The organism is Microbacterium sp. NPDC089189, assembly GCF_040685095.1.
Lineage (GTDB): Bacteria > Actinomycetota > Actinomycetes > Actinomycetales > Microbacteriaceae > Microbacterium.
In genome coordinates this window covers 1-25,516 of record NZ_JBFBHG010000027.1, presented here as the reverse complement: position 1 = coordinate 25,516, position 25,516 = coordinate 1, and the positions used below count along the sequence as shown (strand labels likewise).

At 71.2% G+C, this 25,516-nt stretch carries 24 protein-coding genes; 15 read left to right on the top strand and 9 right to left on the bottom strand.

Annotated elements, in window-relative coordinates:
- The first annotated feature begins 73 nt into the window (after positions 1 to 73).
- Positions 74 to 424, top strand: a complete 351-nt coding sequence (locus tag AB0N73_RS14015; RefSeq protein ID WP_363564507.1) for a potassium transporter Trk — start codon at positions 74 to 76, stop codon at positions 422 to 424.
- Between the two features lie 35 nt (positions 425 to 459).
- Here AB0N73_RS14015 and AB0N73_RS14010 read toward each other — a convergent pair whose 3' ends face one another.
- Together AB0N73_RS14010 and AB0N73_RS14005 are read right to left on the bottom strand one after the other, a co-directional pair.
- Positions 460 to 1,053, bottom strand: a complete 594-nt coding sequence (locus AB0N73_RS14010) for a zinc-binding alcohol dehydrogenase (RefSeq protein WP_363564505.1) — start codon at positions 1,051 to 1,053, stop codon at positions 460 to 462.
- Positions 1,054 to 1,321: 268 nt separating this feature from the next.
- Entirely contained in the window at positions 1,322 to 2,176 is an 855-nt protein-coding gene (locus AB0N73_RS14005) for a DUF559 domain-containing protein (RefSeq protein WP_363564503.1), read from the bottom strand.
- A 328-nt stretch (positions 2,177 to 2,504) separates the two neighbouring features.
- On the opposite strand from AB0N73_RS14005, the gene purM reads away from it, so the two are divergent.
- From purM to AB0N73_RS13990, 3 genes are read left to right on the top strand one after another with little or no spacing between them, the layout of a single operon-like run.
- On the top strand, positions 2,505 to 3,623 hold the full coding sequence (purM, locus tag AB0N73_RS14000; protein ID WP_363564501.1) for a phosphoribosylformylglycinamidine cyclo-ligase: 1,119 nt from the start codon (positions 2,505 to 2,507) through the stop codon (positions 3,621 to 3,623).
- 6 nt (positions 3,624 to 3,629) lie between these two features.
- Positions 3,630 to 5,090, top strand: a complete 1,461-nt coding sequence (gene purF, locus AB0N73_RS13995) for an amidophosphoribosyltransferase (protein WP_363564499.1) — start codon at positions 3,630 to 3,632, stop codon at positions 5,088 to 5,090.
- On the top strand, positions 5,087 to 6,307 hold the full coding sequence (locus tag AB0N73_RS13990; protein ID WP_363564497.1) for an MFS transporter: 1,221 nt from the start codon (positions 5,087 to 5,089) through the stop codon (positions 6,305 to 6,307). The genes purF and AB0N73_RS13990 overlap by 4 nt, the downstream gene beginning before the upstream one ends.
- A gap of 60 nt (positions 6,308 to 6,367) precedes the next feature.
- On the opposite strand, the gene AB0N73_RS13985 is transcribed toward AB0N73_RS13990, so the two are convergent.
- Complete coding sequence (locus AB0N73_RS13985) at positions 6,368 to 6,562, bottom strand: DUF3073 domain-containing protein (RefSeq protein ID WP_363564495.1); 195 nt, start codon at positions 6,560 to 6,562, stop codon at positions 6,368 to 6,370.
- A gap of 144 nt (positions 6,563 to 6,706) precedes the next feature.
- Between AB0N73_RS13985 and AB0N73_RS13980 the strand changes: the two genes are divergently transcribed.
- Complete coding sequence (locus AB0N73_RS13980; RefSeq protein ID WP_363564494.1) at positions 6,707 to 7,198, top strand: universal stress protein; 492 nt, start codon at positions 6,707 to 6,709, stop codon at positions 7,196 to 7,198.
- A 3-nt stretch (positions 7,199 to 7,201) separates the two neighbouring features.
- Here the strand turns inward: AB0N73_RS13980 and AB0N73_RS13975 are convergent, their stop codons facing one another.
- The 3 genes from AB0N73_RS13975 to AB0N73_RS13965 all read right to left on the bottom strand — a co-directional run bounded on the left by AB0N73_RS13975 (position 7,202) and on the right by AB0N73_RS13965 (position 9,619).
- Positions 7,202 to 7,810, bottom strand: a complete 609-nt coding sequence (locus AB0N73_RS13975) for a PadR family transcriptional regulator (RefSeq protein ID WP_363564492.1) — start codon at positions 7,808 to 7,810, stop codon at positions 7,202 to 7,204.
- Positions 7,810 to 8,655 carry a DUF4097 family beta strand repeat-containing protein gene (locus AB0N73_RS13970; RefSeq protein ID WP_363564490.1) on the bottom strand — a complete coding sequence of 282 codons (846 nt, stop codon included), beginning with the start codon at positions 8,653 to 8,655 and terminating at the stop codon, positions 7,810 to 7,812. The genes AB0N73_RS13975 and AB0N73_RS13970 overlap by 1 nt, the downstream gene beginning before the upstream one ends.
- 106 nt (positions 8,656 to 8,761) lie before the next feature.
- Entirely contained in the window at positions 8,762 to 9,619 is an 858-nt protein-coding gene (locus AB0N73_RS13965; RefSeq protein ID WP_363564488.1) for a class I SAM-dependent methyltransferase, read from the bottom strand.
- A 101-nt stretch (positions 9,620 to 9,720) separates the two neighbouring features.
- Between AB0N73_RS13965 and AB0N73_RS13960 the strand changes: the two genes are divergently transcribed.
- Positions 9,721 to 10,479 (top strand): MerR family transcriptional regulator, encoded by a 759-nt coding sequence (locus tag AB0N73_RS13960; protein WP_363564486.1) that lies wholly within the window; start codon positions 9,721 to 9,723, stop codon positions 10,477 to 10,479.
- Between the two features lie 50 nt (positions 10,480 to 10,529).
- On the opposite strand, the gene AB0N73_RS13955 is transcribed toward AB0N73_RS13960, so the two are convergent.
- Positions 10,530 to 10,694, bottom strand: coding sequence for a hypothetical protein (locus tag AB0N73_RS13955; RefSeq protein WP_363564484.1), 165 nt, complete (start codon positions 10,692 to 10,694; stop codon positions 10,530 to 10,532).
- Between the two features lie 247 nt (positions 10,695 to 10,941).
- Between AB0N73_RS13955 and AB0N73_RS13950 the strand changes: the two genes are divergently transcribed.
- The 5 genes from AB0N73_RS13950 to AB0N73_RS13930 all read left to right on the top strand — a co-directional run bounded on the left by AB0N73_RS13950 (position 10,942) and on the right by AB0N73_RS13930 (position 16,262).
- On the top strand, positions 10,942 to 11,211 hold the full coding sequence (locus AB0N73_RS13950; RefSeq protein WP_363564537.1) for a Rho termination factor N-terminal domain-containing protein: 270 nt from the start codon (positions 10,942 to 10,944) through the stop codon (positions 11,209 to 11,211).
- A gap of 1 nt (position 11,212) precedes the next feature.
- Positions 11,213 to 12,175 (top strand): DNA topoisomerase IB, encoded by a 963-nt coding sequence (locus AB0N73_RS13945; RefSeq protein WP_363564482.1) that lies wholly within the window; start codon positions 11,213 to 11,215, stop codon positions 12,173 to 12,175.
- A 16-nt stretch (positions 12,176 to 12,191) separates the two neighbouring features.
- A complete protein-coding gene (locus AB0N73_RS13940) occupies positions 12,192 to 12,578 on the top strand; it encodes a CrcB family protein (protein WP_363564480.1) in 387 nt (128 codons plus the stop codon).
- Positions 12,575 to 12,946, top strand: coding sequence for a CrcB family protein (locus AB0N73_RS13935; protein ID WP_363564478.1), 372 nt, complete (start codon positions 12,575 to 12,577; stop codon positions 12,944 to 12,946). The genes AB0N73_RS13940 and AB0N73_RS13935 overlap by 4 nt, the downstream gene beginning before the upstream one ends.
- 130 nt (positions 12,947 to 13,076) lie before the next feature.
- Positions 13,077 to 16,262 (top strand): efflux RND transporter permease subunit, encoded by a 3,186-nt coding sequence (locus AB0N73_RS13930; protein ID WP_363564476.1) that lies wholly within the window; start codon positions 13,077 to 13,079, stop codon positions 16,260 to 16,262.
- A 1,133-nt stretch (positions 16,263 to 17,395) separates the two neighbouring features.
- On the opposite strand, the gene AB0N73_RS13925 is transcribed toward AB0N73_RS13930, so the two are convergent.
- Positions 17,396 to 18,301 (bottom strand): aldose 1-epimerase family protein, encoded by a 906-nt coding sequence (locus AB0N73_RS13925; RefSeq protein ID WP_363564474.1) that lies wholly within the window; start codon positions 18,299 to 18,301, stop codon positions 17,396 to 17,398.
- 237 nt (positions 18,302 to 18,538) lie between these two features.
- Here AB0N73_RS13925 and AB0N73_RS13920 point away from each other — a divergent pair, with 237 nt between their 5' ends.
- Complete coding sequence (locus AB0N73_RS13920) at positions 18,539 to 20,647, top strand: DEAD/DEAH box helicase (protein WP_363564472.1); 2,109 nt, start codon at positions 18,539 to 18,541, stop codon at positions 20,645 to 20,647.
- Positions 20,648 to 20,713: 66 nt separating this feature from the next.
- Here the strand turns inward: AB0N73_RS13920 and AB0N73_RS13915 are convergent, their stop codons facing one another.
- Positions 20,714 to 21,775 (bottom strand): Rv2578c family radical SAM protein, encoded by a 1,062-nt coding sequence (locus tag AB0N73_RS13915; RefSeq protein ID WP_363564470.1) that lies wholly within the window; start codon positions 21,773 to 21,775, stop codon positions 20,714 to 20,716.
- A 109-nt stretch (positions 21,776 to 21,884) separates the two neighbouring features.
- On the opposite strand from AB0N73_RS13915, the gene AB0N73_RS13910 reads away from it, so the two are divergent.
- The 3 genes from AB0N73_RS13910 (at position 21,885) to AB0N73_RS13900 (ending at position 25,471) form a co-directional block, all read left to right on the top strand.
- The gene (locus AB0N73_RS13910) at positions 21,885 to 22,850 is read left to right on the top strand and encodes a M15 family metallopeptidase (protein ID WP_363564468.1); all 966 of its coding nucleotides are present in this window, start codon (positions 21,885 to 21,887) and stop codon (positions 22,848 to 22,850) included.
- A gap of 73 nt (positions 22,851 to 22,923) precedes the next feature.
- Positions 22,924 to 24,093, top strand: coding sequence for a hypothetical protein (locus AB0N73_RS13905; protein WP_363564466.1), 1,170 nt, complete (start codon positions 22,924 to 22,926; stop codon positions 24,091 to 24,093).
- 214 nt (positions 24,094 to 24,307) lie between these two features.
- Complete coding sequence (locus AB0N73_RS13900) at positions 24,308 to 25,471, top strand: acyl-CoA dehydrogenase family protein (RefSeq protein ID WP_363564464.1); 1,164 nt, start codon at positions 24,308 to 24,310, stop codon at positions 25,469 to 25,471.
- Positions 25,472 to 25,516: the final 45 nt, after the last annotated feature.

Here is a 25,516-nt window from a genome sequence, read left to right as displayed (position 1 = left end):
AGAGGGAGGACCGTGGCGCCGCACGCCGACCCCTCCGGCGCTCGTCCCGCATCGCGGGTGAGACAATGGGGTCATGGCCGACGAGCCGCAGCATCCCGAGACCCCCCGCATCATCACCGACGAGACGTCGGAGACGGTGCGGGTGCGCCGCGCGCCCAAGTACAGCGTGTTCCTGGTCCTCGGCGGCGCGCTCGGCATCCTCGCCGCGATGATCCTCACGTTCACCTTCACGGGGACCGAGGAGCCCAGCGCCGCCGGAGTGCAGTACTCGCAGATGCAGGTGTTCGGATTCCTCGCGCTCATCGGCGTGGTCGTCGGCATCGTCGTCGGCGGTGTCGTGGCCCTGCTCTTCGACCGTGCCTTCGCCCGTCGGGCGCGCGAGGTGGCCGTCGAGCACGAGACCACCCGCGTCGACGAGGGCTGACGCCCGGCACGGGCGCGCTGCAGGCGTCTGCCGGTTCAGGACAGTTCGGCGATGATCGGCTGAATCGCCGAGTCGAAGGCCACGACGTCGCCCCGGAGGCCGTCGGTCACCGCGACCGTGATCGAGCCGATCCACCACAGTCCCCGTTGCGCCAGCGGCAGCACCTGCACGTTCAGCTCGAACGAGTGCGCCCGGCGTCCTACCTGGCGCTCGTGCGCCGCGATCGCGCTGGCGTAGGCACGGTACGACGCGCCCGGTCCCGACCGCGCGGCGTGCGTGGTGTGCACCGACCGGGCGAAGGCGATGGCCGCGGCCGCGTGCGGCACGGCGGCTGCGCGCAGCTCGGCCGCGCCCTCGATGGGAAGAGCCAGCAGCGTGTCGAACCCCTCGACCAGCTCGAGCGGAATGTCGGACCGATGCGCCAGGGGCTCGACCGTCATGCCCCAGAGCTGCTCCCACTGGCGCTCGATCGCCTCATCCGCCGGGACGGCCGTCGACTCGACTCCTCGGAGCCCCGGCAGCCCCTCGGGATGACGCACCCCCAGCACCTGCCGCAGATACAGGGCGGCGAGAACCGCGGCGCCCGCGTCTTCGCGGACCACCCACTGCGGCCCGTCGGCGCTGTGCATGGCGTCAGTGTAGGGGAGCCCCCGCATCCCCCGTGCCCGCCCGGCCCCTCGTGCCCGGCCCGGCCCCGCGTGCCCGGCTGCGCCGTCGAGGGTGCCGCGTGTGCACCATCTGCGCCGTCGAGGGTGCCGCGTCTGCGCCGCCGAGCGGAGGAGATCCACGCTGCGGAGGATGGAATCCGGTGTTCCGGTCCTCCCGCCGCTCGATCTCCTCCGCTCGGCGGCAACGCGCGCAGCCGGTGTCGTGTGCCGGGGGCGGGGATGCGGGTGCTCAGGCGGCGCGGTGGAGTCCCTGCGCCACGGCGCGCATGATGTCGTGCTGCACGGCGGGCCAGTCGTGCACGATCTGCGCGTAGCCGACGCGGATCACGTGGTAGCCCATGAGGGTGAGTCGCGCGTCGTGGCGGATGTCGGCGTCGCGCTGCGCTCCCACGTGATGCGCGCCGTCGATCTGCAGCACGAGGCGATCACCGATGAGGAAGTCCACGCGGTGTCCGGCGATCCAGGCCTGCGGCACGATGCGCACCCGCATCCACCGCAGGCGCGGAACGACGAGGCTCTCCAAGCCCGAATCGGAGAATGGATGCGCCTCGGCGAGGATCTCGCGGGCGCGGCCCGGCAGGTCGAGTCGCTCGAACGCCAGCCGGTCGAAGCCCGGTGCGCGTAGGGCGGAGTCGAACACGGCGAGCGCGGCGTCGTGCGGCTGGCAGACTGCGACCACTGCGAGCATGTTCTCGAGGGGGTCCGTCAGGGCGTCGGGGCTGCGAGGAACGAGAGCGGCGGCGCGATGCACGGTGAGAGCGGCCCCATGCACCCGGCCGGCGTGGGGATGCGCGGCCACGTGGGTGCCGTCCTCGCTCAGCACCCACAGCCCGAGTCGCCGCGCCGCCGTGACGCAGGAGAGCACGACGCCGCGCTCCGCGGCCAGGCGCAGCTCGGGATCGGCATCGGGAACCGCCACCCACCGGCGCCGGATGCGGATGAGCGCGCCCTGCGCCACGGCCTCCGCGACGGTCGCGGCGGAGAAGCCCACCAGGCGCAGGCGCATGCTGCGCACGACGCCTCCCTCGGCGCGCACGAAGGCGAGGAGGGGCGGGATGCGGCTCGCCACGCGTCGAAGGGACATCACCACAGCGTCGGGCGCGCGGCATCCGCTCGGGCCGTCTCACCGGCATCGGTGGACACGAACGCACTCGGAGCTGCCGGGGGAGGACAGATCGCCGCCCCGCCCGGCACCTCGCCGCCCCGCCGATGCCGGTGGAACCCGCACCCGGCGGAGGAGATCCGGCGAAGGGAGGACGGGATAGGGGTTTTCGGCCCTCCGCTCGCTCGATCTCCTCCGCTCGCGGCCGACCACGCGCGCCAGCCCCGTCGCGCTCCGCCGCTCAGCACCGACCTCGCCGCCGACCACCACCCCGCGCCCGGGCGGGCTCCGCGCCCGGTACTCTTATCGGGTGGCTCCCGATCCCTACGCCGCCGCGGGCGTTGACACCGCCGCGGGCGATCTGGCCGTCGAACTGATGAAGTCGGCCGTGCGCCGCACCCACGGACCCGAGGTCCTGGGCGGTGTGGGCGGTTTCGCCGGACTCTTCGACGCCTCCGCGCTGCTCGGCTACACGCGTCCGCTGCTCGCGTCCAGCACCGACGGGGTCGGCACGAAGGTCGCGATCGCGCAGGCCATCGACAAGCACGACACGATCGGCCAGGACCTGGTGGGCATGGTCGTCGACGACATCGTGGTCGTGGGGGCGAAGCCGCTCTTCATGACCGACTACATCGCGTGCGGCAAGGTCGTCCCCGAGCGCATCGCCGCGATCGTCAAGGGCATCGCCGAGGGCTGTGAGGCCACGGGCACCGCCCTCGTCGGCGGCGAGACCGCCGAGCACCCGGGTCTGCTCGGCGTGAACGACTACGACGTCGCGGGAGCGGCGACCGGCGTCGTCGAGGCCGACCGGATGCTGGGCGCCGACCGCGTGCGCGCGGGCGATGCCGTCGTCGCCATCGCCTCGAGCGGTCTGCACTCGAACGGCTACTCGCTCGTGCGTCACATCGTCGCGGGCGCCGGCATCCAGTACGGCGACCAGGCCGCCGACTTCGGCACCACGTGGGGCGAGGCGCTCCTCGAGCCGACCCGCCTGTACACGACGCCCGTCCTCGCGCTCATCGACGAGCTCGGCGCCGACGTCCACAGTCTCAGCCACGTGACCGGCGGCGGGATCGCCGCGAACCTGGCCCGCGTCCTGCCGCAGGGCACGTGGGTGGATGTCGACCGGTCCACGTGGTCGCCCGCGCCGGTCTTCCGCGTGCTCGCCGACCTCGGCGGTCTCGCCCTGCCCGACACCGAGGGAACGTGGAACCTGGGTGTCGGCTTCTTCGCCGTCATCGCCGCTTCCCGGGTCGATGCGGCATCCGCCGTGCTCGCACGCCACGGCATCGACGCGTGGCAGGTGGGCGTCGTCGGTGACGGCGCACGCCCGGCCGGCGACTTCGAACAGGGCGCCAAGGGCGTCGACGGCGGCGCCGTGCGCCTCGTGGGAACCTACGCCGACGCGGCGCGAGACGGAGCGAAGTAACACCCCATGTGCGGCATCGTCGGCATGGCGGGTCAAGGCCCCGTCAACCAGGACATCTACGACTCGCTCCTGCTCCTGCAGCACCGCGGGCAGGACTCGACCGGCATCGCCACCGCCGAGGGCAGCGGGATCTTCCACATCGCCAAGGCGAAGGGGCAGGTGCGCGAGGCCTTCCGCACCCGCGACATGCGGGCTCTCCTGGGTGAGATCGGCCTCGGTCACGTGCGCTACGCGACCAAGGGCACGGCCTCGAACGAGGAAGAGGCGCAGCCCTTCTACGTCAACGCGCCGTATGGCATCGTGCTGGTGCACAACGGCAACCTGACGAACACGCGAGAGCTCACGAAGGAGCTCTTCTCGAAGGACCGCCGGCACCTCAACACGAGCTCCGACACCGAGCTGCTCGTCAACGTGCTCGCCAATGAGCTGCAGGCCGAGATCCCCGGCCCCGACCTCGATCCCGAGCAGGTGTTCCGCGCCGTCGGGCGCGTGCACGACCGCGTCGAGGGGTCGTACGCGGCCATCGCGCTCATCGCGGGCTACGGGCTCCTCGCCTTCCGCGACCCGTTCGGCATCCGCCCGCTCATCCTCGGTGTGCGCCGCGCGGCGAACGGTCACGAGGAGTGGGTCGTGACCTCCGAGTCGCTCGTGCTCGAGAACGGCGGATTCGACATCGTCCGCGACGTCGCCCCGGGCGAGGTCATCTTCATCACCCTCGACGGCACGCTGCACTCCCGCCAGTGCGCGAGCGAGACGACCCTGGCCCCGTGCTCGTTCGAGTACGTCTACCTCGCGCGTCCCGACTCGGTCATGAACGGCATCGCGGTGTACGAGTCCCGTCTTCGGATGGGGGAGCGCCTGGCCGACACGATCGCCAAGCACACCCCGGTCGAGTCGATCGACGTGGTCATGCCCATCCCCGACTCGGCGCGTCCCGCGGCGATGCAGGTGGCCCGCAAGCTCGGCATCGAGTACCGCGAGGGCTTCTACAAGAACCGCTACGTCGGCCGGACGTTCATCATGCCCGGGCAGGCGGTACGCAAGAAGAGCGTGCGCCAGAAGCTCAACGCGATGTCGAGCGAGTTCAAGGGCAAGAACGTGCTGCTCATCGACGACTCGATCGTGCGCGGGACCACCAGCAAGGAGATCATCCAGATGGCGCGGGATGCGGGCGCCGCATCCGTGATCTTCGCCTCGGCCGCGCCGCCGGTGCGCTACCCGCACGTGTACGGCATCAACATGCCGTCGCGTCACGAGCTCGTCGCCCACGGTCGCACGATCCCCGAGATCGCGACGGAGCTCGGCGCCGACTACATGGTCTACCAGGAGGTCGAGGACCTGAAGGCCGCGATCCTCGAGGGTTCCGACATCACCGAGCTCGACATGAGCTGCTTCGACGGCAACTACGTGACGGGAACCGTGTCGGACGAGTATCTGGCCTGGGTCGAGGGCACCCAGACGTCGTGACGGCGGTCGGCCGCAGCCGGGGTGCTGCGGCGCTCGCCGTGCTCGGCATCGTGCTGTTCGCGTTCTCGCTGCGCACGGCCGTGGCCTCACTGTCGCCGGTCATCGATCAGATCGGGCGGGACTTCCCGCTCTCTCCGAGCCTCGTGGGCCTCATCGGCACCGCCCCGCCGGTCTGCTACGCGGTGTTCGGCATCGTGACGCCCGCGCTCGAGGCCCGAGTGGGTCTTCGCCGCCTCGTGCCGGCGGCGATCGCCGTGGCGGCCCTCGGCCTGTTCGGCCGCGCGCTGGCGGGCGACGCACTGATGCTCCTGCTCGCGACGGTGCTGGTGTTCGCGGCGGTCGGTGTGGGAAACGTGCTGCTGCCGCCGTTGGTGAAGCGCTACTTCCCCGACCGCATCGGCCTCATGACGACGGTGTTCACGACGACGATGGCGCTCGCGACGTTCGTGCCGCCCCTGATCGCCGTGCCGGTGGCCGAGGCCACCGACTGGCGGGTCTCCCTCGGCATCTGGGCGGTGTTCGGCGTGCTGGCCGTGGTGCCGTGGCTCGTGCTCGGACGCGGGGGCGACGTCCGCGCCGAGGACCCTGCGCGGACGTCGGGCCGGGTCCTGCGGCGGATGTGGGGGCTCCCGATGACCTGGGCGTTGATCTGCGGCTTCGCGGTCACCTCGGGTACGGCGTACACCGCCTTCGCCTGGCTGCCGCTCATCCTCGTCGACACCGCCGGGGTGACCGGCGCACAGGCCGGCGCGCTGCTCTCGCTCTTCGCCGTGATGGGTCTGCCGTGCTCCCTCGCGGTGCCGCTCGTCATCACGCGGTTCCGCCGCGGTGTGCCGGTGCTGTTCGCCGTCGCCGTCATGGGCGGCCTGGGCGGGTCGATGGGGCTTCTGTTCCTGCCCGGCACGGCGACGTGGCTGTGGGTGGCGCTGCTCGGCGTCTGCCCGCTGCTCTTCCCCGTCGTGCTCGTGCTGCTGAGCCTCCGCACGCGCACGCACGACGCCGCGGTGGCGTTGAGCGGTGTGGTGCAGAGCGTCGGCTACGCGATCGCCGCGCTGTTCCCGTTCGCGGTCGGCATCATCCACACCGTCACCGGAGGATGGACGGTGCCGATCGCACTGCTCGCCGGACTCGCTCTGGTCGCCATCCCCGCGGGCATCGTCGCATCACGACGGCGCACGGTGGAAGAGGAGTGGGAGCGTCGCCACGGAACGTGGTGACGCAGGCGAGGCGACAGCGGCGTTCTCGCTCCGGGATGCCGAAGGCGGGAACGCCGAACGTCAGCGGGCGCTTTCGAGGGTGTCTTCGTCCTCGTCTTCGTCCGAATACTCGTCGGCCCACTTGTCGACGTATTCGTTCTCGTCGCTCGGGTGTCCGAGCTCGCGTTCCAGTGCGGCGTAGTTCACCGATGGGCTGAAAGACTTCAGCTCGCGGGCGATCTTGGTGTGCTTCGCCTTCTGACGGCCACGCCCCATGCGAGACCCCCTCATGTTCTGACGGCTAAGGGCTGCAGCTCGCGCCCATCGCATCCACGTTTCCGGCGCGGAGCCGGTAAGAGTAGCATCCAGAATAACACGGTGGCTCCCGGTGATCGCCGCGCCGCCACCCTCGGAGGGGCTATGAGTCTGCCAGGCGATGGACCGGTCGTCCTCGGAGCCGTCCCGGATCTGCCGGCCCACGTCTGGGCCGAGGCGGCGCGCTACGCGGCGCTGTTCGACCGGCCGCTGGTCGTGGCCCACGTCGACGTCACGCAGTTCGTCGCCGCATCCGATCCCGACGGCGTCTCCCACAGTGCACCGGGTGCTCCGGTCGCACGCGCCGCGGGCCTGGACGCGGTTCACCGAGCGGCGGCGACCGCCCTCGACGGTGCCGAGATCGCATGGAGCGTGCGGGCGCTCATCGGGGATCCCGCCACGGCGCTGAAGGATCTGGCGGATGAGGTCGATGCCGCCGTGATCGTCGTCGGCACCCGGCGGCGAGGGCTCGGCGAGACGCTCCGCGAGTTCTTCACGGGGTCGGTCGCCGCGCGCCTCGCCCACCGGCAGCATCGGTCGGTGCTGGTCGTGCCGTCGCAGACACCGATCCCCGCCGGCGATCCCTGGGTGGAGTGACCCTCAGTCGTCGCGAAGGGCGCGCGTCACCTCGCGTGCGGCATCGTCGAGCGCTCGTTCGAGAGCATCGACCAGACTCGTCGACAGCGTTCCCCCGTGGGCCACGTGGGTGCGCAGATCCGCGCGGACCTGCGTGCGGAACTGCGTGATGACGCCGTCCGCGCGGCGCACGAGCTCGCGCGTCTCGGTGCGCTCGTCGTCGGCCGGCGGCGGGGGTGGGGCGTCGCGGTCGGCGCGTGCGGCGGCGGCGAGGTCTGCGCGCAGGCTCTTCATCGCCTCGCGCACGTTGCCGCGCACCTCCTGCGCGATGAGGCGGACGGAGTCGGCGAGGTCGGACTCGATGCCCTCCAGCTCGCCGGTGCGTGCGGCCACTTCGGCGCGTCCGTCCTCGGTGATCGCATAGACGGTCTTGCGTCCGTCGACCGACTTCGTGACCAGACCCTCTTCCTCGAGCTTCGACAGCCGCGGGTAGATGGTGCCGGCACTGGGGGTGTACGTGCCGCCGGTGCGATCCGACAGGGCCTGCATGAGGTCGTACCCGTGCCGCGGGGCCTCGTCGAGCAGGCTCAGCAGGTACAGGCGCAGGTCGCCGTGGGAGAAGACGGGGGTCATTACAGCTCCTCGGAGAAGGCGGGCTCGACGGGGGTGCGGCGCACGACCGTCACGTCGCCCGAGACCGAGTTGGCCCGGACGTCGACGAAGCTGCCGCTGAGCTCACCCGTCGACCCGGTGTAGTTGGTGGTGAGGCCGGTGCCGCGACCGGAGTGCACGACGCCGTCGATCTGGATGCGTCCGCTGACGCTGCGGACGACGTAGTTGGCGGGAACGGGGGCGTCGAGGCGGATGGTGGTGTCGCCGGAGACCGTGTTGACGCCGATCTGGTGCACGGGCCCCATCGCGTCGATGAGGAGGGCGCCCGACACGATGTCCACCGTCGCCTTGGTGATCTCGCCCGACGCCGCGACGTCGCCCGACACGCTGTTGGCGCTGAGCGGGCCCACGAGGCCGCGGGCCTGGACGTCGCCCGACACGGCGTTGACGGTGAGGGCTCCGGTGAGCCCGTCGACGATCACGTCGCCGGAGACGGTGTTGACGCGCGCGTCCGTCGCGAGTCCCGAGACGAGCGCGCTGGCGCTGACGACGCCCAGCGTGACGGCGACGTCGCGCGGGACGGCCACGCTGATCTCGGCCTTGGGGCCTCCGGAGCCGAAGTTGCGGAACACCTCGAGGAAGTTGTCCCACCGCAACTGCGGGTGGTCGATCTCGACCGCGCCGTCCTCGGCCGAGATGCGCAGCGGCTTGGTCGTGACGCTGTGGATCTCGATGCGCGCGCCGGGGTCGTCGTGCGCCACGAGATCGATCTCACCTCCGACGAGCCCGATCTTGAGGGTGCGGATGTCCTCCAGGTCGATCACCCGGGTCTCGCCGGGTTGGATGAGCCACTTCTCGGGTGCCATGTCGGTCTCCTAGGTCGAGGTCGAGATATATCGCGTTGCCGTGAGAGTAACACGATATATCTCGAAATGGCAGAGAGTCCGACGCGGAGTGCGCGCCGTGCGCGGATCAGGCGGGCTTGCTCGCCCGGATCGTGTAACTCAGCGGGGCCACCCCGGCGCGGTCTCCGGACAGCGCCCATTCGCCGTCGCCGCGGTCGGTCATCTGGCCGGGCAGGGCGTTCCACGGCACGCTGTCGTGCTCGACGAGTGTCGTGAGCACCAGCCCCGCCTCGAGCAGTGCGGTGACGATCTCGCCGAGCGAGTGGTTCCACTCGTAGGTCTTCGTGGCCGTCAACGGACGCGAAGTGGGGACGTACGAGCTGTCGTCGTCCCAGGCCAGCGGCTCGTCGCGCTCGAAGTAGGAGTACCGCAGATGCAGATCGTCGTCGAGGGTCTCATCCATCGCCCACAGGATGGGGTGGGCCTCGCGCACGAACAGGGTGCCGCCGGGAGCGAGGAGGGCTGCGACCGTCTGGGCCCAATCGTGGATGGCGGGAAGCCAGCAGAGCGCGCCGATCCCGGTGTAGACGAGGTCGAAGCCTCCCGCGGGCAGGACCTGCGCCGCATCCCGCACATCGGCGCGGACGAACGAGACGGTATCGCCGGTCTCCGCGACCAGGCGCCGAGCCTCCTCGATGGAGCGCTCCGAGAAATCCAGTCCGACGACCTCCGCGCCCAGACGCGCGAGCGAGAGCGTGTCGGTTCCGATGTGGCACTGCAGGTGCGCGACCCGCAGGCCCGCGACATCGCCGAGGCGCGCGCGATCGAAGCGGACGACGTCCGAGAGCGCCGCGCGGTCGGTGATGTACCGGGCGACGTCGTACCCGGAGCCGTCGCGGGCCGCGTGCAGTTCCGCACGGTCGTCCCAGTTCCGGCGGTTGGCGTCGCGGAACGGGGCGGTCGCATCCTCGCGTGCATCGGTCATGTCCGCCACGCTATCGAGTCCGCGCCGCGATGCACTTGACGTTGACGCGACGTCAACGCCTACGGTCGGAGACGCGACGAGGACGGGGCGGAGGAGCAGACATGGAGTGGTCGATCCAGGAGATCGCCCGGCTGACCGGGACGACCAGCAGGACGCTGCGCCACTACGGCGACATCGGGCTCCTGCAGGCCAGCCGCGTGGGGCGCGGCGGACTCCGCCACTACGACGATCGCGCTCTCGTGCGCCTGCAGCGGATCCTGCTGCTGCGCGAACTGGGGCTGGCGCTGTCGGACATCGCCGCCGTCCTCGACCGGGAGAGGTCGGAGGAACAGGCGCTCGCCGCCCATCTGGGCTGGCTGCGCGATGAACAGGACCGCCTCGTGCGACGGATCGCCTCGGTCGAGGCCACGCTCGCGACGCTGACAGAAGGAGGAGAACTGATGGCAGAGACCATGTTCGACGGATTCGACCACACGGCGCACCGCGCCGAGGTGGTGGAGCGATGGGGTGCCACGGCCGACGCCCGATCGCACGAGTGGTGGACGTCGATGGATGCGGGTGCCGCGGCCGACTGGCAGGGGCACGCCTCCGCGCTCGCCCGGGCGTGGATCGACGCGGCGGAGCGCGGCATCCCGGTGGACGGCCCGGAGGCGCAGGCGCTGGCCGAGCGGCACGTGCGGTGGCTCACGGCGATCCCGGGCACCCCCGCATCCGCGGAGGGCGGGGACACCGCGGGCTACCTGCGCGGACTCGGTGATCTGTACGTCGCCGACGACCGCTTCGCCGCGGTCTACGGCGGAGAGGTCGGAGCGCGTTTCGTCTGCGACGCGCTGCACCGCTACGCGGATCTCCGGCTGTGAACGCAGAAAGAGGGGCGCACCACGCGAGTGGTGCGCCCCTCTTTCTGGTCTCAGGCGCGGCTGTTTCCCCGGACCACTCGGATCAGGAAGGCGATCAGCGCGATCAGGCCGATGATGATGGCCGTCCAGAGCAGAAACTCCAGGCCCTGGCCGATACCACCGATGATCGCCAGAACGATGGCGACGACAATGATGATCAGAAGTGCAATGTTCATGCGATTCTCCTCGCTCTTGCCGGACGTCTGTGGGGAGATCGCATCGACATCCGGATGCCTCGTAGGCACAGCACAACGCTCCCACTTCCCTGGGTGATGGCGCCGGGGGCTTGACGGTTCTCCTCCTACGGTGATAGCGCGTAACGGCGCGTGGTCGCCGGTGTCAACCCGCCGTCCGGCATCCGGCGCGCGGCCTAACGTCGAGATCGGACACCCGCGCGCGGCGGGCTACGAGGAGGGCGGCACCATGCCGGACGGACGCGGGGCGAACAGCCTGAAGGATCCCGAGCTCTACGAGGCGCTCCGCGAGGACGGCGCCTCGAAGGAGAAGGCGGCGCGCATCTCGAACGCCGCCGCCCGCGACGGTCGCGGCACGGTCGGGGCCCGCGGCGGACGCAGCGGCGACTACGAGGAGTGGACCGTCCGGGAGCTGCGCTCCCGCGCCAAGGAACTCGGCCTCACCGGGTATTCGTCCGCGCGCAAGGCCGATCTCATCTCGGCACTGCGCGAGCACTGACGTGGCGAAGCTGACCCGGGTCGACCCGGGCGCGGATACGGGCATCCAACGCACGCGCTCCGGTAAGGGCTTCCGCTACACGGGTCCCAACGGCCGCGCCGTGTCGGCCGCCGACCGGCGCCGCATCGAGGCGCTCGTCATCCCGCCGGCCTGGAACGACGTGTGGATCTGCCGGGATGCCCGAGGGCACATCCAGGCCGTGGGCACCGACGACGCCGGTCGCCGCCAGTACCTGTACCACCGCGACTGGTCGGCGGGCAGGGACAAGGGCAAATACGCCCGTGCGCTCGCCCTCGCCGAGGCGCTGCCCCGTGCGCGGGGGCGCGTGACCACCGCGCTCCGCCAGGGCGAGGACTCCCGCGACACGGTGCTCGCCGCCGCCTTCCGGCTGCTGGATGCGGGTGCGCTCCGGATCGGATCCCGTGCGTACCTGAAGCGCGGCGGGGGGCGCGGGCTCACCACGCTGCAGCGCCGCGACGCGCAGATCGAGGCGGGTGTCGTGCACCTCGAGTTCCCGGCGAAGAGCGGCGTGCGCGCCCGCATCGACATCGACGACGAGGACCTCGCCGTGGTGCTCGAGCAGCTGCGGGCGGGCAAGCCCCGGGCCACGCTCCTGGCCTACCGACGGGGGCGCAAGCGCATCGCGCTCGCGCCGTCCGAAGTCAACGCCTACATTCGCGCCCTCACCGGGGGATCCTTCACCGCCAAGGACTTCCGCACCCTGCGCGGAACGATCGCCGCCGCCGAGGCGTTGGCACGGCTCGGGCACGCCGAGACGACACGGGCGCGCAAGGTCAACGAGCGCGAAGCGGTGCGCGCCGCATCCGCCCAGCTCGGGAACACCCCCGCGGTCGCGCGCAGCAGCTACATCGACCCGCGGGTCTGGCGCGCGTACGGTCGGGGGAACCTGCTCGACCTGTCGATCTCGCCCGAGACGGCTGTCGCGCGGTTGCTCCGGGAGTGAGCGATAACGTGGCGGCGTGACTCCGGCCCCGATCCGCCCCACCGCCGCGCAGCTGGGCCTCGTGGTCCTGGGCGGGGCGATCGGCACGGCGGCGCGCGCAGGGCTGCTGTTGATCGACGCGCCGGGCTGGACCACCGTCGCCGTGCCCGTCATCAACGTGGTCGGCGCCTTCCTGCTGGGGCTCCTCACCGGTGTGCTGTCGCGACGTGCCCCGTCGCCGCGCGCGGGGGCGGCGCGGCAGCTGATCGGCACCGGCGTGCTGGGCGGTTTCACGACCTACAGCACCTTCGCCGTGCAGGCCGTCGACGGCGCGACCCTCGTGGTCACGGTCGCGACGGCGCTCCTCGGCGTCGCCGCGGCGGTGGGCGGGCTGTCGCTGGGCGGATGGCGGAGGGCCGCATGACCCCCCTCCTCTTCGTGCTCGTGGCGCTCGCCGGCGGCGTGGGTGCGGGAGCCCGCTACCTGCTCGACCTCGGTGTGTCAGCCCTGACCGGCGACCGGTTCCCCTGGGGGATCCTCGTCGTCAACGTGACGGGATCGTTCGCGCTGGGTCTCCTCACGGGGGCGACCTCGGATGCGGCGGTCCTCGCCGTCATCGGAACGGGTCTTCTCGGCGGGTTCACGACGTTCAGCACGGTGGCGTCGGTGAGCGCCGTGATGCTCTCGGAGCGCCGCACCCCGGCGGCGGTGGCCAACACGCTGGGCACGCTGGCCGGAGCGGTCGCGGCGGCCGCGGGCGGACTCGCGCTGGGGATGCTTCTCACCCGTTGAGACCCGGCGCAAGCGCCGCTGATCATCAGGCGACGCATGCGATACTGGCCCCGGTTCCTCCGAGGATCCCGTCGCCGTCACGGCGACCCCGCAGCGCCGGGTCCGTCCGGCCCATCACGAAGGCGCTCCCGTGTCACAGCTGGCCGTTCTGAGCTTGAGAAACCGCGCGCTGATCGCGCTGGTCACGATCGTGGCCGCCGTGTTCGGCGGGCTCGCCCTGGCGAACCTCAAGCAGGAGCTCATCCCCTCCATCGAGCTGCCGGTGCTCTCGGTCGTCTCGACCTACCCTGGCGCTTCCCCCGACGTCGTCAACAACGACGTGTCGACGCCGATCGAGTCGGCCATCCAGGGCGTTCCGGGCCTGGAGTCGACCACCGCGACGAGCACCACGAACGCGTCGATCATCCAGGCGTCGTTCACCTACGGCACCGATCTGGCCACCGCCGAGCAGAAGATCCTGCAGGCGATCAACCGCATCGAGTCGCAGTTGCCGACGGATGTGGTGCCCACCGTGATCTCGGCCAGCATCGACGACTTCCCCGTCATCCAGCTCGCGGTCACCGGTTTCGACGACGCGGAGACCGCGCAGGCGGCGCTCGAGGCGAGCGTCGTGCCCGAGCTCGAAGACGTCGAGGGCGTCAACGCGGCGCAGATCGTCGGCGGCACCGGCCAGCGGGTCACCGTGACGCCCGATCAGGCGCAGCTCGCGGAACGCGGGTTCACGCAGCAGGCGATCACCGACGCGCTCGACGCCAACGGCGTGCTCTTCCCGGGCGGCGAGATCACCGAGGGTGATCAGACCCTGACCGTGCAGACGGGATCGAAGCTCACCTCGGTCGAGGAACTGGCAGCGCTTCCCCTCGTCCCCTCCGACGCCGCTCAGGCCGGCGCCGGGCTCGTGACCATCGGCGATGTGGCGACGGTCGTCGAGGGGCCGGACCCGGTGACCTCGATCTCGCGGGTCGACGGACAGCCCGCGCTCACGATCGCGGTGACCAAGCTCCCCTCGGCCAACACGGTGGATGTGTCCCGGGGCGTCCTGGCGGCCCTGCCCGGCCTCGAGGACGCGCTCTCGGGCGCCACGTTCACGGTCGTCTTCGACCAGGCGCCGTTCATCGAGCAGTCGATCGCGGCGCTGGCCGAAGAGGGACTGCTCGGCCTCGCCTTCGCGGTGATCGTGATCCTCATCTTCCTGATGTCGGTGCGCTCCACCCTCGTGACCGCGATCTCGATCCCGACGAGCGTTCTGCTCACCTTCGTCGGCATCCAGGCCTTCGGCTACTCGCTCAACATCCTGACGCTCGGTGCGCTGACGATCGCGATCGGGCGCGTGGTGGACGACTCGATCGTCGTCATCGAGAACATCAAACGGCACTACGTCGAGGGGGCCGACAAACGCACGGCGATCCTGCTCGCCGTGCGCGAGGTCGCGACCGCGATCACCGCGTCGACGCTCACCTCGGTGGCGGTATTCCTGCCGATCGCCTTCGTGGGCGATCTGACCGGCGAGCTGTTCCGCCCGTTCGCGCTCACCGTCACGATCGCGATGATCGCCTCGCTCGTGGTCTCGCTCACGATCGTGCCGGTCCTGGCCTACTGGTTCCTGCGTCCCGGCAAGCCCGTGGTCGACGAGCACGGCACGGTCATCGACCCCGAAGACCCGGCCGCTCCGCCGAGCCGGCTGCAGAAGGCGTACCTGCCCGCGCTCCGGTGGACCCTGAACCACAGTGTCGCGACATTGCTCCTCGCAGTCCTCGTCCTGGGCGGGACGATCGCCCTCATCCCGTTCATGAAGATCAACTTCCTGGGTGACAGCGGGCAGAACACCCTCACGGTCACGCAGGAGCTCGGCCCGGCGGCGAGCCTGGACGCCGAGGATGCGGCCGCGCAGCGCGTGGAGGAGGCGTTGGCCGACGTCCCCGGCGTCGAGACGATCCAGGTCTCGATCGGATCGAGCGGCTCGGCGCTCCGCGACGCGTTCAGCGGCGGCGGCGCGGGCATCACCTACTCGATCACGACCGACACCGACGCCGATCAAGCCACCGTGCGCGCCGACGTGCAGAGCGCGGTCGCCGACCTCGATGACGTCGGCACGCTCACGGTCGCCGCCTCGGGCGGAGGCTTCGGATCGAGTGACATCGAGGTCGACGTCACGGCGCCCGACGGCGCGACGCTGGCCGACGCCACCGACGCGGTCGTGGCCGCGCTCGAGACGCAGGACGGCGTCAGCCAGGTCACGAGCAACCTCTCGGCCTCACTGCCCTACATCGCGGTCGTGGTCGACCGGGACGCCGCCGCCGAACGGGGCCTGTCGGAGGTCGCCGTCGGTGCGCTCGTCTCGAACACGATGCAGCCGCGCCAGATCGGATCCATCGAGATCGACGAGACCGCGGTCACCGTCTACCTCGCGGCGCCGTCGGAGCCGGTGAGCATCGACGAGCTGCGGGCGCTGACCATCCCGACCGCCGCGGGTCCCGTGCGACTCGACGAGCTCGCGAGCATCGATCAGACCGAGGGGCCGACCTCCATCACGACGCAGCGTGGTCAGCGCACGGCCACCGTCACGGTGTCGCCCGCATCCGACGACCTCACCGCCGCATCGGCGGCGGTGACCGCCGCGCTCGAGGCGACCGATCTGCCGCAGGGCGCCGACGCCGAGGTGGGCGGCGTGCTCACCCAGCAGCAGCAGGGCTTCGCACAGCTGGGTCTGGCCATGCTCGCGGCCATCCTGATCGTCTACGTCATCATGGTGGCGACGTTCCGCTCGCTGCGCCAGCCGCTGTGGCTGCTGATCTCGGTGCCGTTCGCGGCCACCGGGGCGGTGCTGTTGCAGGTCGTGAGCGGCGTTCCGCTGGGCATCGCCTCGCTCATCGGCGTGATCATGCTCATCGGCATCGTGGTGACCAACGCCATCGTGCTCGTCGACCTCGTGAATCAGTATCGCGAGAAGGGGCTGAGCACCTACGAGGCGACGATCGCCGGCGGGTCGAGACGCCTCCGGCCGATCCTCATGACCGCGCTGGCGACCATCTTCGCCCTGACGCCGATGGCGTTGGGCATCACCGGCCACGGCGGCTTCATCTCGCAGCCGCTCGCGATCGTGGTCATCGGCGGTCTGGTGTCCTCCACCGTCTTGACGCTCCTGGTGCTGCCGACGCTCTACAACCTGGCCGAGGGTGCGAAGGAGAGACGTGCCGCACGCCGCGGGACGAACGACGGGGATCCGGGCGATGCGCCGGGCGCAACCGACGCCCCGACGCCCGGCGACGGGCATCCGACGTCGCGCCGAGAACTGCGGCACGGCTCGGCCGTGTGACGGGTCGGCACGCGATCGGCGCGGCGCCCGGCTCCGGGGTCGTCGGCTCCGGGGCCGTCACGGCGATGCGCTCGGCGGCCATGGCCGGTTCGGGTGTCGTCGCGCGTGCGGGCGCCGCAGCGACCTGACGGACGGCGGCACCCGCCGTCGCGAGGGCGGGCCGGTCGGCGGGGGCGGTCTCGTGCGCGACAGCAGCCGTCTGTGCAGCAGCCGCTCGTGCCGCCTCGGCGCGGGTCGCGCAGGCGGTCAGTGCGCTCAGGAAGACACCGGACCAGCCGAACATCGCACCGAAGGCGATGACTTCGAACAGGGCCAGGTTGATCGTCCCGGCGACGAACACCCACGCGCCCGCGAACAGGAAGACGAAGACCAGCCCGGTGGCGCCGAGGAGGCGCCGCGGCATCCGGTGCATCATGAACGGACTCGTGACCAGCAGCCCGGCGAAGCCGAGCACCATGGCCGCGGCCACGTTGTCGTGCACGAAGTGGTTGAGCGTGAGCGGCACGCATCCGACGAGTGCCAGGTTGACCCCGATCACCGAGAACAGGACACGGGCGGTGCGGCCCGTCCCGCGGCGCACATGGGTCCCCTCGAGCGCCCGCAGCGCGCGTGCCGCGGCGCGGGCGAAGAGCACGACGGCGCTGCCGCCGACGATGAGCGACCCGTTGAAGAACGCACCGGACGCGTTCTGGAAGGTGCCGAGTCGGCTGAAGTGCAGCAGCCACCACTGCTGATCTGTCGTGGTGACCACCGAGATGCTGATGCCGACCACGAGGATCACGAGCACCAGCAGCGCGAGCGGCATGGCCTCGGCCGCCAGCAGCGCCGACAGGGCGACACGGAGTCCCCGGTCGCGCGGCGGCGTGGGGCGCGGGTGCGCCGGACGGATCGAGAAAGCAGAAGAAGAGACAGCAAGAAGCATGTTGGGGGTACCCTCCACCCAGACGGACACCGAATCCAACCGGTGTTGCCGCTGTACCCCTGTTCACGCACCGGATGGCGAGTACCGGGACCGCGTCCCGACACGGCGGCGGATGCCGCTGTGGCAACGATATCCGCCGGAGATTAACGCGGAAGGCGCGCGGTGTTACTGCGTGACTCGGGGAGTCACGCGTGGCCGCGCACGGGGGTGCTCAGCCGATGAGCGAGATGCCCCAGGACAGCTCCCAGGACTCGCCCGGAGCGAGTCGGCGCAGATCGATTCCGGAGTTCAGCGCGTCGGCCGGCGCGGTCATCGGCTCGATCGCGACGGCGAGCTCGTGCCCGGGGTAACGATCGGTCGTGAAGACCTGCAGGTGCGTGAATCCGGCGCCCGCCCAGAGTTCGAGCCGCCGCCCGTCGGGGCAGTGGAGGATCCCGCGGATGCGTCCGTCGGCGCCCGCGCGGATGCCGGTGTACGCGGTGTCGAGCGTGACATCGCCCACGCGCCGCGGTGTGCGGAGGTCGTGCGCGGCGTCGACGGGCTCCGCCGCGACCGGCAGATTGCGTTCGTCGGTGCGGATCCAGGTCTCGGCATCGACTTCGAGCAGAAGGTCGGCCGTCGGCGTGTCGGAGACGCACAGGTACGGATGGGTGCCGAGCGCGACGGGGGCGGTCTCCGCGCCGATGTTCGTGATCACGTGCGTCACGGCGAGCCCGTCCGCCGTGAGCGCGTAGGTCACCCGCGTGTCCAGGTGGTACGGATAGCCCGTCTGCGGGAACACCTCGGCGGCGAGCGTCACGGCGCCCGGCGTGGTCTCGACCGCGCGATAGGGCGTGAAGCGCAGCAAGCCGTGCGAGGCGTTGCCGAGCGCAGGCTCCGAGATGGCCAGCTGGCGGACCGTGCCGTCGTCATCCCACCGTCCGTCGCGCACGCGGTTCGGCCAGGGCACGAGCACGACGCCGGATGCGGCGGGCGCGGGGATGCCGTCGCGATAGCGGGGGACGAGGTCGACCTCGCCGATGCGCAGCGCCCGCAACGACGCCCCGACCTCGGTGATCTCGGCCGACCCGGCGTCGGAGGTGAGGACGTGACGGAAACCGGTGGGATCGGCGCTCATCGCACCAGCGTAGGACGTGCCCGGGGTCTTCTCAGCCGGCGGGGATACACTGGACCGTCGGCTCCGGACCCCGCGATTGTCTGCGGATGGGTTTGTGAGTCCTTGGGGGCCGATGGTGAGCGCCGATCGGCGAGCATGACCACCATCGAAAATGGCCCCCGGCCGACGGATGTCCGGGTCTGTCTGCGCGTGCGCGCGCAGCGCTGTTCTCGTGTGAGAGAACCCAGGAAGATCACCATGCCCAAGAACAAGAAGCCCGCCGGCGGTCGCGCCGCGAAGAACTTCGAGCCGCGCTACGGCGCCGGAACCTCGTTCCAGGACCGCAAGCGTCGTCCGGGTGAGGCGTCGGCCGGAACGGCCGGCTCGAAGAGCCCCGGTCACCGCGGACACCGTCCCGCCGAGACCGAGGGCGCCGCTCCCAAGCGCCGCTGGAACGCGCAGGAGCGCGCCGGCCGCGACGAAGCCCGCGGCATCCGCACGCACAGCCGCGACGCGCGGTCGTTCGGCGACCGTCCCGCGCGTTCGGATGAGCGTCCCCGTCGTTCGTTCGACGACCGTCCGGCCCGTTCGAACGACCGGCCCGCCCGTTCCTTCGGCGACCGTCCGGCGCGTTCGTACGACGATCGGCCCGCGCGTTCGTACGACGATCGTCCCGCTCGTGCGAACGATCGCCCCGCGCGTTCGTTCAACGACCGTGCGGCGCGTTCGGATGACCGTCCCCGTCGTTCGTTCGACGACCGTCCGGCCCGTTCGAACGACCGGCCCGCCCGTTCCTTCGGCGACCGTCCGGCGCGTTCGTACGACGACCGGCCCGCGCGTTCGTACGACGATCGTCCCGCTCGTTCGAACGAGCGCCCCGCGCGGTCGTTCAACGACCGTCCGGCGCGTTCGGATGACCGTCCCCGTCGTTCGTTCGACGACCGTCCGGCCCGTTCGAACGATCGCCCCGCGCGGTCGTTCGGCGACCGTCCGGCGCGCTCGAACGATCGTCCGGCTCGTTCATTCGACGACCGTCCGGCGCGCTCCGAGCGCCCCGCGCGTCGCACCGACGCACCCGGCCGTTCCGACTGGACCGGCACCGCGGCGAAGGCGCACGAGCAGCACGTCGACGTCGTGCACGAGCGTCTCGAGGCGCAGGCCGTCGCGGCCGCGGCCGTCGACGGTCAGGGATTCGGCGACCTCGGCATCGGGCAGAACATCGTCCGCGTGCTCGACGAGATGGGCGCCACCAGCCCGTTCGCGATCCAGGCGGCCACGATCCCCCCGATCCTCGAAGGTCGTGACGTGCTCGCCCGTGGCCGCACCGGCTCGGGCAAGACCATCGCGTTCGGCGCCCCGCTCGTCGAGCGGATCCTGCGCGCGCAGGCCGGCACGAAGCGCGAGTTCGGCCGGTCGCCCAAGGCCCTGATCCTCGCCCCGACGCGCGAGCTCGCACTGCAGATCGACCGCACGGTGCAGCCCATCGCGCGCAGCGTCGGCCTCTTCACCACCCAGGTCTACGGCGGTGTGCCGCAGGCCCGCCAGGTGGGCGCGCTCAAGAAGGGCGTCGACATCGTCATCGGCACCCCGGGTCGTATCGAAGACCTGCTCAACCAGGGCAAGCTCGATCTGTCCGACGTGCAGGTCGCGGTGCTCGACGAGGCCGACCACATGGCGGAGCTGGGCTTCGCGGAGCCGGTGCAGCGCATCCTGCGTCGCACCGCCGAGGGCAGCCAGAAGCTGCTGTTCTCGGCGACGCTCGACCGTGAGGTCGCCGCGCTCGTCGACGAGTTCCTGGTGAACCCCGCCGTCTACGAGGTGGCCGGGGAGACCCAGGAGAGCAGCACGATCGATCACCGCGTGTTCGTGATCGACCACCGCGACAAGTCCGAGATGCTCGCATCGCTCGTGGACCGTGACGGCAAGACGCTCGTCTTCTCGCGCACCCGTGCGTTCGCCGAGATGCTCGTCGAGAGCTTCGAGGACGCCGGCATCGCCGCGGTCGCGCTGCACGGCGACCTGAACCAGGCCAAGCGCACGCGCAACCTCCAGCGTCTGACCGACGGCAAGGTGAGCGTGCTCGTGGCCACGGATGTCGCAGCCCGCGGCATCCACGTCGACGACATCGACCTGGTGGTTCAGGCCGACGCTCCCGACGAGTACAAGACGTACCTGCACCGCGCCGGCCGCACCGGCCGCGCCGGCCGCGCCGGGACGGTCGTGACCTTGATCACGCGTCAGCGCCGTCGTCGGATGACCGAACTCCTCGACCGTGCCGAGATCGACGCGCCCTTCGAAGAAGTGCGTGTCGGCGACGACGTGATCGAGGAAGTCGCCGGGCGCCAGCTCGCCGACGTCACCGGCTGACCCGTACCATCCCGCATCGCCCCGGCTCGAGCATCCGCTCGGTCCGGGGCGATGCGCGTTCCGCGGTCAGAACAGCCGCACCGCCGTCGCGGCCGCGAGGGGCCCGGTGGTGCGCACCGCGGCGGCCGCCGCCGCGCGCGACACCGGGCGTGCGCGCACCGGCTCCTCCTCGTCGCGTCCGTCGAGGCCGTGCGCGCGCAGCAACGGACGCACGCGGCGCGCCAACCATTGCCGGTACGCCTTCGGAGCCGTGGCGGAGGCGCCGGGGAAGAGTCCCAGATAGCTCGACACGAGCTCGGGATGTGCGCGCCGCAGCCAGCCCATGAACCAGGGCTTGACGCCCGGTCGCAGGTGCAGCGCCCCGTAGACGACCCGTACCGCGCCGGCGGCGCGGATGCGTCGGAGCGCGTCGTCGAGCGCCGGAATCGAATCCGTGAGGTGCGGCAGGATCGGCATGAGGAAGACGGTCACGCGGAAGCCGGCCTCCGTCGCCGCGCGCACCGTGTCGAGCCGTGCCTGCGCCGACGGGGTGCCGGGCTCGATCGCCTTCTGCAGCTCGTCGTCGAAGATCGCGATCGACATCGCGATCGACACCGGGACCTCGGCGCGCGCCGCGCGCAGCAGCGGCAGATCGCGGCGCAGCAGAGTGCCCTTCGTCAGCACCGAGAACGGGGTGCCCGAGCCGGCGAGGGCGTCGATCACCCCCGGCATGAGGCGGTAGCGACCCTCGGCGCGCTGATACGGGTCGGTGTTCGTGCCGAGCGCGACGTGCTCGCGACCCCACGTGCTGCGCGTCAGCTCGCGCTGCAGCACCTCGGCGATGTTGACCTTGACGATGACCTGCGAATCGAAGTCGCGGCCCGCATCCAGATCGAGGTAGGTGTGGGTGCCGCGGGCGAAGCAGTACACGCAGGCGTGGCTGCAGCCGCGGTAGGGGTTCACCGTCCAGTCGAAGGGCATCGCCGACGAGCCCGGCACGTGGTTGAGCGCGGAGCGCGCGGCGACCTCGTGGAAGGTCATCCCCGCGAACTCCGGCGTGGTCACCGAGCGCACGAGTCCTTCGAGACGCTCCATCCCCGGCAGCGCGGCGGCATCCTCCTCGCCCACTCGCTGCCCGTTCCATCGCATGCGTTCAGTAGAACAAAGTTACGAGACTGCGTCAAGATGCCCCACGTGTTTCTCGTACATCACCGGAGGCCTGCATCCGGATGAGGGCGCGGTCGGTGACAATGGAGACGTGACTTCGACCGCGTCGCCCGAGACGCTCTCGACGAGGCGCGCCACGCGTGCTGCGTCCGAGCGGCTCCGTCGGCGACGGCTGTTCGCGGTCGGCGCCGTCCTGGCGTTGCTCGTCGGGGTGCTCTGGGTGTCGGCGCTTCTCGGCGGCGCCCGCGAGACCACGGCGGTCGCGCCGCCCGCGGGCCCCGCGCTCGCCCAGAGCCTGCCGGCCCCGCAGTTCACGACGGCCGCGGCCGCACCCTCGATCTGCGACGACCCCGCGGTCGCGGCGGCCGTGGCTGCCGGTGACGACGAGGCCGTGGTCGTGGCGGCGGGCGGCGGCACGGTCTTCCGCGAGGCGGTCGTGGCCGGGGCGGCGCCCTGCGTCTCGCTGTCGGATCCTGCGCGCCGCTGGGTCGTAGTCAACAAGCAGCGACCGCTCGATCCGATCGAGTACGAGCCGCAGAACCTGGTCGACGTGAAGGGCCTCACGACGTTCAACGCCGGCATCCTCCGCCAGGACGCCGCCGAGGCGCTGCAGGCGATGGCCGCCGCGATCGAGCAGGCCGACGTCGGCGAGATCGGTCAGCTGAGCGGGTACCGGTCGTATGGCACCCAGGTCACGACGTACCAGGAGAACGTGGCGCGCGGCGGTCAGGCCGAGGCCGACGTCTCGAGCGCGCGACCCGGGTTCAGCGAGCACCAGCTCGGCATCACCATGGATCTCATGCCCTGCTCGAACGGATGCGGAACGCTCGACGACTTCGGCGCATCGCCCGAGGGGCAGTGGGTGGCCGAGAACAGCTGGCAGTTCGGTTTCATCGTGCGGTACGAAGAGGGCTACACGCCCATCACCGGCTACGAGGCCGAGCCCTGGCACCTGCGCTACCTGGGCCCCGAGCTCGCCCGCGCCTATCACGCCGGCGGCTGGCACACCCTGGAGGAGTTCTTCGGCCTCCCCGCCGCGCCCGACTACGCGGGGTGATCCCGCCCGGGCCGCCGCGCGCGCTGTCCACAGGCGGCGCGGGCGCGCGGGAACCCCTCGATACGATCGAGGCATGATCCGCCTGCTCTTCTTCGTCGGTGCGGGTCTGATCCTCGGGGGCCTGATCGTCCAGCTCGCCGGCCCACCCGCGGCGGGTGTGTGGGCGCTGATCGCGGGCGCGACGGTGGCCGTCGCCTCGCTCGTGCTGCTGATGATCGGCCGGAGCCTGCGCGGAATCGCGCTTCCCACCCCCGCCGATATCGCCGCGGCGCGCGCCGCGGGGCGGTACGCGCTCGTCCGCATCGACGCGCTGACGCAGACCGGCACGCAGATCAACGATCAGCCCGTCTGCGAGATCGAGGCGACGGTGCAGCCCGTGTCGGGCCCCGCCTTCCGCACCCGCATCCGTGCGATCGTCGCGCTCATCGACATCCCGCGCGTGCAGCCCGGCACGCTGCGCGCGGCGCTGCGGCTGACCGATGACGGCCCCGAGGTCGCGCTCATCGACGATGATCCCCGCGGGGAGTCCTTCGCCGGCGTCGTCGTGCCCTCCGCCGCGACGGCGGGCGACATCCTCGTGCCCGAGCCGGGCACCGTCGCCATGAAGGGCATGCGACGGCGCAGCATCATCGGTGTGGGGCGCCGCGGTCGCCCTCTGCGCATCGTCCTCTTCCTGCTGGCGGGGCTCGCAGCGGCGGCGGTCGTGGTGCTGCCGCACGCGGGCGCGGTGGCCCAGTCGGTGGTCTCCGGCCAGGGGTACGTGCGGCCGGACCTGCGCGAGCCGGAGTCGATCGACACGGCCCTGGGGGCGATCTCGGCCGAGGCCGGACACGATCAGGTCTACAGCGTCAGCGTGAGCGCCGACCTGGTGGTCGTCGAAGCGCCCGTCGTCGCCGGCGAGAAGAACGCCGATCGCTGGACCTACCGCGACGGCGCCGTCACGCACTCGGGACCGGTTCCTGTGCAGCCGCAGCTCGCCGCCCAGCAGTTCGCCCTCGCGGATGTGGACTGGGCAGCGCTCTGGCCCGTCGTCGAGGCGACCGTGGTCGCCGACGGCTACCCCGACGCGGCGGAGGCCTCGTACTCGGTGCGGCGCGTCACCGACGACGACGTGCAGAGCGAGACCTTCGGGCGTCAGGTGGGCGACATCAACGTCGTCTTCATCGCGCGCGACGACTACCGTTCCTCGTTCTTCCGCATGAACGCCGACGCGTCGTCGCCCGAGAAGACCTCGGGCGACTGACCCGCGACGGGGCCGGTGGCGGCCCGCTGGGGGCCCGATGGAGGCATCCTCCAAGCCCGGCACTCGGTTCCACTTCCTGCGGGATGCGATTCCACATCCATCCGCGCCGGACACGTACCGCCGTCTTAGGATCGGACCAGGCGACGACGCCTCGCACCCCGTGCAGAGACGCCCGTCGCTCCATCAGAACCTGGATCGAGGAGGGACGGCGCACATGGAGCGCGACATCTACGACGAGGACCACGAGGCGTTCCGCGACATCGTCATCGAGTTCATCAAGCGCTACGGAACGAACGAGAAGCGCGAGCAGTGGGATGCGGCGGGCGAGATCGATCGGGCCACGATGCGCGCGGCGGGAGACGCCGGCATCCTCGGCCTCTCGGTGCCCGAGGAGTTCGGCGGCGCCGGGATGCTGCAGGACTACCGCTTCCGCGCGGTCGTCAACGAGGAGGTCATCAAGGCCGGTCTCGGGTCGCTCGCCGGTGCCTTCGGCATCCAGGACGATCTGGCCGTTCCGTACCTCGCGCACTTCGGCACCCCCGAGCAGCAGCAGAAGTGGCTGCCGGGCATGGCCACGGGCGAGGTGCTCGGCGCGCTCGCCATGACGGAGCCGGGGGCGGGCAGCGATCTGCGCGGCATCACGACCGTGGCGAAGAAGGTCGACGGCGGGTGGATCGTGAACGGCGCGAAGACGTTCATCTCGTCGGGCAAGACCGCCGATGTCATCGTGACGTTCGTGAAGACGGGCGAGGGCAACCGTCCCGACGCCTTCAGTCTCGTGCTCATCGAGAACGGGATGGACGGCTTCGACCACGGCAAGACGCTGCACAAGATGGGCTTCTCGGGCCACGACACCGCCGAGCTCTCGTTCACCGACGTCTTCGTCCCCGACGCCAACCTCATCGGCGGCGAGCCCGGGCACGGGTTCGTGCAGCTCATGCGCAACCTGCCGCTGGAGCGGCTGTCGATCGGTGTGGCTGCGGCTGCGGCGGCCGAGGCGGGACTCATCTGGACCCTGGAGTACACGAAGAGCCGTGAGGCGTTCGGCCAGGCCGTCGCCGACTTCCAGAACACGCGTTTCACGCTGGCCGACATGGCGACCACGGTCGATGTGCTGTGGGCGTACGTCGACCGGGCGATCGCGCTGTACGGCGAGCAGAAGCTCACGCCCGAAGAGGCCGCGAAGCTCAAGTTCTGGTCGACGGAGCGCGAGTGGGAGGTGCTCGACGCCGCGGTGCAGCTGCACGGCGGGTACGGCTACATCCTCGAGTATCCGGTGGCGCGCGCCTATGTCGACGCCCGCGTCCACCGCATCTACGGCGGCACCAACGAGATCATGCGCGAGATCGTCGCCCGCCAGGTCATCGGCCGCAAGTAACCTGCCCGCTCGTCGCGAAAGCGGGGTGCGCCCGGCGGCGCACCC